Source organism: Flavobacterium sp. (genome assembly GCF_046155325.1).
Classification (GTDB): domain Bacteria; phylum Bacteroidota; class Bacteroidia; order Flavobacteriales; family Flavobacteriaceae; genus Flavobacterium.
Map to the genome: position 1 here is coordinate 15,587 of NZ_JBJXDQ010000162.1, position 12,428 is coordinate 28,014.

The window sequence follows — 12,428 nt, forward strand, 5'->3', positions numbered from 1 at the left end:
TTTGTCCATAGATGATAACAAATCAGACTGAAAGATTAAATTTTGCCTCTACTAAAAACATACCTCAATATCCAGATTTTCTGGATGTTCAGGTTAAATCGTTTAAAGATTTCTTCCAATTGGAAACGAAATCTGACGAAAGAGGCGACGAAGGTTTATACAATACCTTCATGGAAAACTTTCCAATCACTGATACAAGAAATAATTTTGTATTGGAATTCTTAGATTATTTTGTAGACCCACCACGTTACACAATTCAAGAATGTATTGAAAGAGGGCTTACGTACAGTGTTCCTTTAAAAGCAAGGTTGAAATTATATTGTACAGATCCAGAACACGAAGATTTTGAAACGATTGTTCAAGATGTTTATTTGGGTACAATACCTTACATGACTCCTTCTGGTACTTTTGTAATCAATGGCGCCGAGCGTGTTGTTGTGTCTCAATTGCACCGTTCTCCAGGGGTTTTCTTCGGACAATCATTCCATGCCAATGGTACAAAATTGTATTCTGCTAGGGTAATTCCTTTTAAAGGATCTTGGATTGAATTCTCTACCGATATCAATAGCGTAATGTACGCTTATATCGACAGAAAGAAAAAATTACCTGTAACTACTCTCTTTAGAGCAATAGGATTTCAAAGTGATAAAGACATTCTTGAAATTTTTGACCTTGCTGAGGAAATTAAAGTTTCAAAAACAGGGCTTAAAAAATATATTGGTAGAAAACTAGCTGCCCGTGTTCTGAACACTTGGCATGAAGATTTCGTGGATGAAGATACCGGCGAAGTTGTTTCTATCGAACGTAACGAAATAATTCTTGATAGAGATACCGTTATCGACAAAGATAATGTGGAAGAAATCATCGATTCTAATGTTAAATCTATTTTGTTGCACAAGGAAGATAATAATGCAGTTGATTATTCTATCATCCACAACACATTACAAAAAGATCCAACCAATTCTGAAAAAGAAGCCGTTGAGCACATCTACAGACAATTGCGTAACGCAGAACCGCCTGATGAAGAAACTGCTCGTGGTATTATAGATAAATTGTTTTTCTCTGACCAACGGTACAACTTAGGTGAAGTAGGTCGTTATAGAATAAACAAAAAACTGGGTCTTGATACTCCAATGGAAAAGCAAGTGCTTACCAAAGAAGACATCATTACCATAGTAAAATATTTGATCGAATTAATTAATGCGAAAGCTGATATTGATGATATCGATCACTTGTCAAACCGTCGTGTTAGAACAGTTGGAGAACAATTATCTCAACAATTTGGTGTTGGTTTAGCTCGTATGGCTAGAACCATTCGTGAGAGAATGAACGTTAGAGATAACGAGGTGTTTACACCTATTGATTTGATTAATGCTAAAACATTATCATCAGTAATCAACTCTTTCTTTGGTACCAACCAGTTGTCTCAGTTTATGGATCAAACGAATCCATTAGCCGAGATTACGCACAAAAGAAGATTATCTGCACTAGGACCAGGTGGACTTTCGAGAGAGAGAGCTGGATTTGAAGTTCGTGACGTTCACTATACGCACTACGGACGTTTATGTCCAATAGAAACTCCTGAGGGACCAAACATTGGTTTGATATCTTCTCTAGGGGTTTATGCTAAAGTAAACGGAATGGGTTTCATCGAAACCCCTTACCGTAAAGTTACTAAAGGAGTGGTAGATTTAGTTTCTACTCCTATTTACTTAAGCGCAGAAGAGGAAGAAGGAATGATGATTTCTCAGGCCAATATTGAAATGGATGCTTCTGGAAAAATTCTTGCGGATAACGTAATTGCACGTCAAGAAGGTGATTTCCCTGTAATTGATCCATCAAAAGTGGATTATGCTGACGTTGCTCCAAACCAAATTGCTTCTATTTCAGCTTCATTGATTCCTTTCTTGGAACATGATGATGCGAATAGAGCTTTGATGGGATCTAACATGATGCGTCAGGCTGTACCATTGTTACGTCCTGAAGCTCCAATTGTTGGAACAGGTCTAGAGCGTCAAGTTGCTTCAGATTCTAGAGTATTGATAAATGCCGAAGGTCCTGGAATTGTAGAATATGTAGACGCAAACATTATCACCATCAAATACGATCGTTCTGAAGAAGAAAGAATGGTAAGTTTTGAAGAAGATGAGAAAACATACAATCTAATTAAATTTAGAAAAACCAATCAAAGTACGAGTATCAACTTGAAACCTATCGTAAGAAAAGGGGACAGAGTTATTACAGGTCAAGTATTGTCTGAAGGATATGCTACCCAAAATGGTGAATTAGCTTTAGGGAGAAACCTAAAAGTGGCTTTTATGCCATGGAAAGGATACAACTTTGAGGATGCGATTGTTATTTCTGAAAAAGTGGTTCGTGATGACATTTTTACCTCTATACACGTAGATGATTATTCATTAGAAGTTAGAGATACTAAATTAGGTAATGAAGAACTAACGAATGATATTCCAAACGTTTCTGAAGAAGCTACTAAAGATTTAGATGAAAATGGAATGATCAGAATTGGTGCCGAGGTTAAACCTGGCGACATTCTTATCGGAAAAATTACACCAAAAGGAGAATCAGATCCTACTCCAGAAGAGAAATTGCTTCGTGCAATCTTCGGAGATAAAGCAGGAGATGTAAAAGATGCTTCATTAAAAGCGTCTCCATCATTACATGGTGTTGTTTTAGATAAAAAATTGTTTGCGAGAGCAGTAAAAGATAAACGCAAACGTACCCAGGATAAAGATGCTTTAGGCGCTTTGGAATTGGAATTTGAAACTAAATTTGTTGAATTGAAAGACAAATTAATTGAGAAACTGTTCCTAATCGTTAATGGCAAAACATCTCAAGGTGTAATGAATGATTTGGGTGAAGAAGTATTGCCAAAAGGTAAAAAATACACCCAAAAAATGCTTTATGCTGTTGAAGATTTTGCTCACTTAAGTAAAGGGCAATGGGTTGCTGACGATTCTACTAATTCAATGGTGAATGATTTAATTCATAACTATAAAATTAAGTTGAACGATTTACAAGGAGCATTGCGTAGAGAGAAATTCACGATTACTGTTGGAGATGAATTGCCAGCTGGAATCTTGAAATTAGCTAAAGTATATGTTGCCAAAAAACGTAAACTGAAAGTTGGTGATAAAATGGCAGGACGTCACGGTAACAAAGGTATTGTTGCTCGTATCGTTCGTCATGAAGATATGCCTTTCCTTGAAGACGGAACACCAGTTGATATTGTGTTGAATCCACTTGGAGTACCTTCACGTATGAACATTGGTCAAATTTACGAAACGGTTTTAGGTTGGGCAGGACAGAATTTGGGTAGAAAATTTGCTACTCCAATTTTTGATGGTGCATCTCTAGATCAAATCAATGAATTGACTGACGAAGCTGGAATTCCACGTTTTGGACATACGTACCTTTACGATGGAGGAACCGGAGAACGCTTCCACCAAGCAGCAACAGTTGGAGTAATCTATATGTTGAAATTGGGTCACATGGTTGATGATAAAATGCACGCACGTTCAATAGGACCATACTCATTAATTACGCAACAACCATTGGGAGGTAAAGCTCAATTTGGAGGTCAGCGTTTTGGAGAGATGGAAGTTTGGGCACTTGAAGCGTATGGAGCATCAAGCACACTTCGTGAAATATTGACCGTTAAATCTGATGATGTTATTGGTAGAGCCAAAACTTACGAAGCAATCGTTAAAGGGGAAGCAATGCCAGAACCAGGATTACCTGAATCATTTAATGTATTAATGCATGAATTGAAAGGTCTTGGTTTGGACATTCGTTTAGAAGAATAATATTTAGTTTTCAGTGTTCAGTTTTTAGTATTCAGTCCAGAACTGCAAACTAAAAAACTGAATACTGAACACTTTTTTAAAATTAGTTTTAGGATTTAGACCCGTAACCCGTTCCGATTTTTTATTAAAACTGAATTGGTTTTATAAATAGCACTTCAAAATTTGAGTTGAAGTTTAGAGAAGTAATCCGAGGAGTGTTATAGTCACAAGTTAAAATGTCTTAAAGTCTTAAAGTATCGATTGCCTTTCGACCTTCGACTTTCAAACTTTCGACTTAAACAAGAATCAATTTTTAATTGCAATTAAATCAATAGTAAAAACTATGATGAATACTAGAAATAATAACAACAAAGATAAGAATCCTGTAAAGAGATTCAACAAAATTTCGATAGGACTAGCTTCCCCTGAATCCATCTTGAAAGAATCAAGAGGTGAAGTTTTGAAACCAGAAACTATCAATTATAGAACACACAAACCAGAACGTGATGGTCTTTTCTGCGAAAGAATTTTTGGACCAGTAAAAGATTTCGAATGTGCTTGTGGTAAATATAAAAGAATTCGCTACAAAGGAATTATTTGTGATCGTTGTGGGGTTGAAGTCACGGAGAAAAAAGTACGTAGAGACAGAGTAGGACACATCAACCTTGTAGTGCCAATTGCCCACATCTGGTATTTCCGTTCTCTTCCAAATAAAATTGGTTACATATTAGGACTTCCGTCTAAGAAATTAGATATGATTATCTATTATGAAAGATATGTAGTTATCCAAGCTGGTATTGCTCAAACTCCAGAAGGAGAGCCAGTACAAAGATTAGACTTTTTGACAGAAGAAGAGTATTTGAATATTTTGGACACACTTCCAGCAGATAACCAATATTTAGATGATTTTGATCCAAATAAATTTGTTGCCAAAATGGGAGCAGAATGTATTATGGATTTATTGGCTCGTATCGATCTAGATGCACTTTCTTATGAATTGCGTCACTCTGCGAACAACGAAACGTCTAAACAACGTAAAACAGAAGCTTTAAAAAGATTGCAAGTTGTTGAATCGTTCCGTGAGTCTAACTTGAACCGTGAGAATCGTCCAGAATGGATGATTATGAAAGTGGTACCAGTTATTCCACCAGAATTACGTCCTCTTGTGCCACTTGATGGTGGTCGTTTTGCCACTTCAGATTTAAATGATTTATACCGTCGTGTAATTATACGTAATAACCGTTTGAAAAGATTAATGGAGATTAAAGCTCCAGAAGTTATCTTGAGAAACGAGAAACGTATGTTGCAAGAATCAGTAGATTCACTTTTCGATAATACACGTAAAGCATCTGCTGTAAAAACAGAATCCAATAGACCATTGAAATCACTTTCGGATTCCCTTAAAGGAAAACAAGGTCGTTTCCGTCAAAATTTACTTGGAAAACGTGTGGATTATTCTGCTCGTTCGGTAATTGTTGTTGGTCCTGAATTGAAATTGTTCGAATGTGGTATCCCTAAAGATATGGCATCTGAATTATACAAACCTTTTGTTATCCGTAAATTGATAGAAAGAGGAATTGTAAAAACGGTTAAATCAGCCAAAAAAATTATAGACAAAAAAGAGCCTGTAGTTTGGGATATCCTTGAAAATGTTATCAAAGGTCACCCAATATTACTGAATCGTGCTCCTACTTTGCACAGATTGGGTATTCAAGCTTTCCAACCAAAATTAATTGAAGGAAAAGCAATCCAATTGCACCCTTTAGTGTGTACTGCATTTAATGCGGATTTTGATGGGGATCAAATGGCAGTTCACTTGCCACTTGGACCAGAAGCTATTTTAGAAGCACAATTGTTAATGTTGGCTTCTCACAATATTTTGAATCCTGCAAATGGTGCTCCGATTACTGTACCTTCTCAAGACATGGTTTTGGGTCTATATTATATGACCAAAGAGCGTTTATCTACTCCAGAAATGAAAATTTTAGGAGAAGGTTTAACTTTTTATTCTGCTGAAGAAACTAATATTGCCTTAAACGAAGGTCGTTTAGAATTGAATGCTCGAGTGAAAATTCGTGCCAAAGATTATAACGAAGCTGGAGAATTAGTTTACAAAATTATTCAAACAACAGCTGGTAGAGTTTTATTTAACGAAGTAGTTCCAGAAGCTGCAGGATATATCAATGATGTATTGACTAAGAAAAACTTGAGAGATATTATCGGACACGTTTTAAGCGTTACCAATGTGCCTACAACGGCTGCCTTCTTGGATAATATGAAAGATATGGGATACAAATTTGCCTTCAAAGGGGGATTATCATTCTCATTGGGAGATATTAGAATTCCAGATGAAAAACCAAAATTAATTGCAGATGCTAGAGAGCAAGTTGAAGCGATTTCTGCAAATTATAATATGGGTCTTATTACTAATAACGAACGTTACAACCAAGTTATTGATGTATGGACTTCAACAAATGCACAGCTTACAGAGACAGCAATGAAAAACATTAGAGAAGACCAACAAGGGTTCAACTCGGTGTATATGATGCTTGATTCTGGAGCGCGTGGATCTAAAGAACAAATTCGTCAGTTAACGGGTATGCGTGGTTTGATGGCTAAGCCTAAAAAATCGACAGCTGGTGGTGGAGAAATTATTGAAAACCCGATTCTTTCTAACTTTAAAGAAGGTCTTTCTATTCTTGAGTATTTCATTTCTACTCACGGTGCTCGTAAAGGTCTTGCGGATACAGCTTTGAAAACGGCTGATGCCGGTTACTTAACAAGAAGATTACATGATGTTTCTCAAGACGTAATTGTGAACACTGTAGATTGCGGTACTTTAAGAGGTGTTGAAGTTTCTGCATTGAAAAAGAACGAAGAAATTGTGGAAACTTTAGGTGAAAGAATTTTAGGTCGTGTAACATTGCAAGATGTTATTAATCCTTTGACAAATGAAGTTATCATTGAATCTGGACAGCAAATCACCGAAGCATACATGAAATTAATTGAGGCTTCTCCAATTGAAAAATTAGAGGTGCGTTCTCCGTTAACTTGTGAAGCATTAAAAGGTATTTGCGCAAAATGTTACGGTAGAAACCTAGCAACAGGCAAAATGACCCAAAAAGGAGAAGCAGTAGGTGTAATTGCCGCTCAATCCATTGGAGAACCTGGAACACAGTTAACCCTACGTACGTTCCACGTTGGTGGAGTTGCAGGAGGGATTTCTGAGGAATCTAGTATCGTTACTCGTTTTGGTGGTAAACTAGAATTAGAAGATTTAAAAACTGTTAAAGGAGAAGATAATGATGGCAATGCAGTAGATATTGTTGTGTCACGATCTACTGAACTTAAATTAATTGATGGTAAAACAGGAATTTTATTAAGTACAAACAACATTCCTTATGGTTCAAGCATTTTTGTTAAAGACGGAGAAGTTGTAACTAAAGGCACAACTATCTGTAAATGGGATCCTTATAATGGTGTAATTGTTTCTGAGTTTACTGGTAAAATTGCCTACGAAGATTTAGAGCAAGGACAATCGTTCATGGTCGAAATTGATGAGCAAACTGGTTTCCAAGAAAAAGTAATCTCTGAATCTAGAGCTAAGAAATTAATTCCAACTTTATTGGTTTACGGTAAAGATGGAGATTTAATTCGTTCTTATAACTTACCTGTTGGTGCCCACTTGATGGTTGAAAATGGGGAGAAAATTAAAGCAGGTAAAGTATTGGTTAAAATACCACGTCGTTCTTCTAAATCTGGAGATATCACCGGAGGTTTACCAAGAATTACCGAGTTGCTTGAAGCTCGTAACCCTTCGAACCCAGCAGTAGTTTCTGAAATTGATGGTGTGGTTTCTTTTGGAAAAATCAAAAGAGGAAACCGTGAAATTGTTATCGAATCTAAATTTGGAGAGGTTAAGAAATATTTAGTTAAACTTTCTTCACAAATATTAGTACAAGAAAATGACTTTGTAAGAGCAGGTGTGCCATTATCTGATGGAGCAATTACTCCGGAAGATATTTTGAGAATTCAAGGACCAGCAGCTGTTCAACAGTACTTGGTGAACGAAATTCAAGAAGTATACCGTTTGCAAGGGGTGAAAATTAACGACAAGCACTTTGAAGTAGTAATACGTCAAATGATGCGTAAAGTAAGAGTTCAAGATCCAGGAGATACTTTATTCCTAGAAGAACAACTAATTCATACCAAAGATTTTATCGTTGAAAATGATAAATTATACGGAATGAAAGTAGTTGAAGACGCTGGTGATTCAAGTGCATTAAAACCAGGACAGATTATTTCTCCTCGTGAATTGCGTGATGAAAATTCGTTATTGAAACGTACTGATAGTAATCTTGTTGTGGCTCGTGATGTAATTACAGCAACCGCAACTCCTGTATTACAAGGTATTACAAGAGCTTCGCTTCAAACGAAATCGTTCATCTCAGCGGCATCGTTCCAGGAAACTACCAAAGTATTGAACGAAGCTGCAGTAGCAGGTAAAATTGATTACTTAGAAGGATTGAAAGAAAACGTAATTGTTGGTCATAGAATTCCTGCAGGAACGGGTATGAGAGAATATGATCATACTATTGTAGGTTCTAACGAAGATTATCACGAAATGATGGCTAATAAAGAAGAGTATATATACTAACTTATTTAAAGATTGAAAGATTTAAAAATTTGAATATTATCTTGATAGTATTCAAATTTTTAAATCATTAAATCTTTCAATTTTTAAATTTTTTATAATATGAAAGAGCAACAACAAGCACAAATAGACATTGAATTGGATGAGAAAACTGCCGAAGGAATCTATTCTAATTTGGCAATAATCAATCATTCTTCTTCTGAATTTGTATTAGACTTTGTGTGTCTGATGCCTGGTATTCCTAAGGCAAAAGTGAAATCAAGAATCGTCTTGACTCCACAACATGCAAAAAGGTTATTAAAGGCAATAGGAGAAAACATTCACCGTTTTGAAGTTTCTCACGGAGAAATAAAAGACAGCGAACAACCTCCCATACCGCTCAATTTTGGTCCCGCGGGACAAGCATAATTTTTTAAAAGCTCCAGAAATGGAGTTTTTTTTATAAATTTTTTTGGAGTTTCTCATGGAGAAATAAAAGATACCGAACAACCTCCCATACCGCTTAATTTTGGTCCTGCGGGACAAGCATAGATTTTAAAGGCTCCATTTGGAGCCTTTTTTTTGTATATACAATTCGTTTTCATGCATTTAAACGAGTTTCACAGCACTTCATCTTTTTTTTTTTTTTCAAAATAACTTAAGCTGTACTTTTGGCTGAAATGTTAAATTTTGGTTTCAGAAAAGGCAAAAATTTTGTTTGCTGTTTTTAGGAGTATTTTTAAAAAGATAAAAAAACGGTTTTATGCCGCCTTAATTAATTTTTAGGATAAGATGCTGTTTTTAATCGGATTTTTATTTTAATATTTTGTAGGTATTTATTTATTTATTTTAAAAAAATGTCACTTTATCCGTTTTTTTTGCACTTTATCGATTATTTTTCTTGGTGGTTACAAAAAAAAGGAATAGTTTTGGTTTTTGAAATTAATTTATAATTATAAGTATATAACCTACATTATCTTTATTGAAAGGATAATGATTACATACAACACTAGATTAGATTTTTATTTAGCCCTCAAATTAAGTTATTATGAAAACAATTTTTTACAATTCAACTAAGGCAGTAAAACTATTTTTATCCTTTACTATTGCTCCAAAGGTTACTAAAAGACTTGCGCTATTAGTGTTTTTATTTTTTGCAAGTGTAAATATATTTGGACAGCAAAGTACCCTAACGATTTCTACTAGTGCTACTTCTGGGGGGGCGTTTTCGGGTACTGCGCCGAATAGGGTTTTTACTCCTTCTGCCAGCACTGCAAACATTCAGGCTTCTGCATTGGTAACAGAATTGTTAACCAACAATGTTACCATAAACACAGCTTTTGTAGGGGGTACTGGTACTGGGAATGTAACTTTTAGTAATCCTATAACGGCTGCTTCAACGAGTACTACACAAAGAACATTTACTATAAATGCTGGCGGGAGTATTACAGTAAGTGCTTCGTCTGCTATTAACTTGACGCCAGCTTCAAATTCGGGAAATTCTACAGGATACCCAGCAACTAATATTGTACTTACAGCAGTATCAAATGTAAATATAGCTTCTGCAATTACAACTAATGGTGGTGCTCAAACAAGATCTACAAATACTAATAATGGGGGTAATGCGGGTAATATAACTATCACTGGTCCTACAGGTATAAGTTTTAATTCCAATTTATCTGCTGTTGGAGGAGCTTCAGCTACAGCTACAGCAGGGACAAATGGTACTATTACAATAAATGATGGTTCATCAACAGTTACTACAGGAGGTGGTGTTAATGATGGTCAAACAGCAGGGGTTATAAGTGGTGGTGGTCTAACAAAATCAGGAACGGGAACCTTAGTCCTTTCCGGTGCCAATACCTTTACCGGACTAACGACTGTTTCAGCGGGTGTTTTAAATATTCAAAACGCAACAGCAACAGGAACTACTGCTGGAGGGGTAACAGTAACTTCGGGAGCTGCTCTTCAAGTACAAGGTGGAATTACGGTTGGTGCAGAAGCATTAACCCTTAACGGTACGGGTGTTTCTACCGATGGTGCTTTGAGAAGCGTTGGAACAGGTAATTTAACCAACACTTGGGGAGGTACGATAACATTAGGATCAACCGCAAGAATAAATGCCGACGCAGGTTCTACACTTAGCATGGGTGCCATAACAGCAACGAATATCAGTTTATCTTTAGGAGGTATAGGTAATATAAATGTAACGGGGGCTATTACTATAGGTACGGGCGGTGTCACGGATGATGGGCCAGGAAATGTTACTTTCTCGGGTACCAATACCTATACAGGCGCAACCACTATTTCGGCAGGTATTACCACTCTTGGGGCAACTAATGTTTTTGCCGACACTTCTAATTTGATTTTGAATGGTGGTACCTTTAAAACAGGTACCTCAACAGGTTCTTCAGATACTATGGGTACTTTAGCATTAAGTGCTAATTCTACTTTTGCTCTAGGAGGATCAGCGCATACGATGACTTTCTCAGCAAGCAACGCGGTGACTTGGGCGGGTACAGTATTAACCGTTAGTAGTTGGACGGGTACTGGTGGTTCTTCAGGTACCGCAGGTAAGATTGTAGTGGGAACTACTAGTAGTGGTTTAACATCAGCACAATTGGCTAAATTTAGTTTTACAGGATACGCACCAGGAGCAGTTCAATTGAGTACTGGAGAGGTGGTGCCAACACCTGCACCTGTGATTAGCAGTGCGACAACAGCGAGTTCAACTTATGGAACGGCTTCAAGTTATACTATTACAGGTTCTAATACCCCAACTAGCTATGGCGCTATTGGATTGCCAACAGGGATGTCAGTTGATACTGCTACAGGTGTTATCACAGTAGCTGCAACGACAGCTGCTGGAACGTACTCCATCACAATATCTGCAATTAATGGCAGTGGAACTGGTTCTACTACTTTAACTTATACGGTAAATGCTAAAGCATTAACTATTACTGGTCTTACAGGAAGTAATAAAGTGTATAATGGTACTACTTCTGCTACAGTAACAGGTACGGCAGCATTAAGTGGTGTGATTTCGGGCGATACAGCTAATGTGACCTTGGGAGGAACAGCAGCTTATACTTTTGCTGATTCCGCTATTGGAACTGCAAAAACCATTACTGCATCAGGATTTAGCATCAGTGGTACAGCAACGGCCAATTATAGTATAACCCAACCTACAGGTTTAACAGCAAATATTACGGCAGCCACTCCTACAATAGTGGTAACAGTTGGAAGTTATACGTATTCAGGATCGGCTCAAGGGCCTACTGCAGTTACGGGTAATTCTGGTTCAGGAACAGTAACTTGGAGTTATGTTGGTACAGGAAGTACCATTTATACAGCAAGTTCAACACTACCTACAAATGCCGGAACCTATACAGCAACAGCCTCAGTAACTGCTAATGGAAATTATGCAGCTGCCAGTTCAAGTGCAACAGCATTTACTATCGCAGCCAAAGCATTAACGGTTACGGGATCTACAACAGCCAATAAAGTGTACGATGGTACCAATACGGCGACTGTAACGGGTGGTACTTTAGTGGGTATTGTTGGTTCAGATGTAGTTACTTTAACCCAATCAGGAACTTTTGGACAAACAGGAGTTGGAACAAGCATTGCTATTACCTCAACATCAACTATAAGTGGAACTAATTCTGCAAATTATACATTAACCCAACCAAGCTTAACGGCAAGAAATATTACTACCAAAGCATTAACGGTTTCGGGAGCAACAACAGCCAATAAAGAATATGATGGAACCAATACAGCAACTATAACTGCTGGTACCTTAGTCGGTATTGTTGGTTCAGATGTAGTTACTTTAACCCAATCAGGAACTTTTTCACAAACAACTGTTGGAACAAGCATTGCTATTACCTCAACATCAACTATAAGTGGAACTAATTCTGCAAATTATACATTAACCCAACCAAGCTTAACAGCAAGAAATATTACTGCCAAAGCATTAACGGTTACTGGAG

Annotated in this window: 5 protein-coding genes; 4 read left to right on the top strand and 1 reads right to left on the bottom strand. The window is 36.9% G+C overall.

Annotation, left to right across the window (positions count from 1 at the left end):
* Positions 1-11 precede the first annotated feature (11 nt).
* From rpoB to ACKVOD_RS11240, 3 genes are all read left to right on the top strand, one after another.
* The gene (rpoB, locus tag ACKVOD_RS11230) at positions 12-3,824 is read left to right on the top strand and encodes a DNA-directed RNA polymerase subunit beta (protein ID WP_409209558.1); all 3,813 of its coding nucleotides are present in this window, start codon (positions 12-14) and stop codon (positions 3,822-3,824) included.
* A 322-nt stretch (positions 3,825-4,146) separates the two neighbouring features.
* Entirely contained in the window at positions 4,147-8,460 is a 4,314-nt protein-coding gene (gene rpoC, locus ACKVOD_RS11235) for a DNA-directed RNA polymerase subunit beta' (protein ID WP_409209559.1), read from the top strand.
* A 99-nt stretch (positions 8,461-8,559) separates the two neighbouring features.
* The gene (locus ACKVOD_RS11240; RefSeq protein WP_409209560.1) at positions 8,560-8,865 is read left to right on the top strand and encodes a DUF3467 domain-containing protein; all 306 of its coding nucleotides are present in this window, start codon (positions 8,560-8,562) and stop codon (positions 8,863-8,865) included.
* A 53-nt stretch (positions 8,866-8,918) separates the two neighbouring features.
* On the opposite strand, the gene ACKVOD_RS11245 is transcribed toward ACKVOD_RS11240, so the two are convergent.
* Positions 8,919-9,041, bottom strand: a complete 123-nt coding sequence (locus ACKVOD_RS11245) for a hypothetical protein (protein ID WP_409209561.1) — start codon at positions 9,039-9,041, stop codon at positions 8,919-8,921.
* Between the two features lie 443 nt (positions 9,042-9,484).
* Between ACKVOD_RS11245 and ACKVOD_RS11250 the strand changes: the two genes are divergently transcribed.
* On the top strand, positions 9,485-12,428 hold a 2,944-nt coding region (locus tag ACKVOD_RS11250), incomplete at its 3' end, for a beta strand repeat-containing protein (protein ID WP_409209562.1).

Bases quoted from the DNA above. Each gene is read 5' to 3' on its own strand.
- rpoB (WP_409209558.1), top strand. From the start codon at position 12: ATGATAACAAATCAGACTGAAAGATTAAATTTTGCCTCTACTAAAAAC.
- rpoC (WP_409209559.1), top strand. From the start codon at position 4,147: ATGATGAATACTAGAAATAATAACAACAAAGATAAGAATCCTGTAAAG.
- ACKVOD_RS11240 (WP_409209560.1), top strand. From the start codon at position 8,560: ATGAAAGAGCAACAACAAGCACAAATAGACATTGAATTGGATGAGAAA.
- ACKVOD_RS11245 (WP_409209561.1), bottom strand. From the start codon at position 9,041: ATGAAAACGAATTGTATATACAAAAAAAAGGCTCCAAATGGAGCCTTT.